Below are 446 nucleotides of genomic sequence, written 5' to 3' on the forward strand. Positions count from 1 at the left end.
GCAATCGTGCTTTCACAGCTGAAGGAACTGTTATTGCTCACTCTTTATCTCAGGCTTGTTCAGTTGCAAAAAAGGTGGCTTCTCAAAATAGTGCAGATGCAGTTTTTATTATTGGTGGCGGTGAAATTTTTCAACAAGGGTTGCCTATTGCTGATAAAATATTCCTTACAGAAGTCTTAGCTTCCATTAAAGGTGATAGTTTTTTTCCTGTTTTCGATAAAGAAAAGTGGACTATTGTACAAACACAATATATTCCTGAAGGAGATAAAGACAGTCATCCATCACGTTTTGTGGTTTATGAGCGGAAATAATCATTTGTAATTAAGTGGAAGAAGCCTGTTAGTTACATTGTAATCGGGTAAGAGGTATCCTATAAGATCGAGTGAATGGTTGATATTTGATTAATGGTAGTCAGTTAAAGAGGTGATGATGCCCTGGACAAATCA

The 446-nt window shown here is 36.5% G+C and carries 1 protein-coding gene; it reads left to right on the forward strand.

The window, feature by feature from the left end:
- On the forward strand, window positions 1-311 hold a 311-nt coding region (locus J7R05_RS08165; RefSeq protein ID WP_208541868.1), incomplete at its 5' end, for a dihydrofolate reductase.
- Window positions 312-446: the final 135 nt, after the last annotated feature.

Source organism: Bartonella capreoli (assembly GCF_902813205.1).
Taxonomy (GTDB): Bacteria; Pseudomonadota; Alphaproteobacteria; order Rhizobiales; family Rhizobiaceae; genus Bartonella; species Bartonella schoenbuchensis.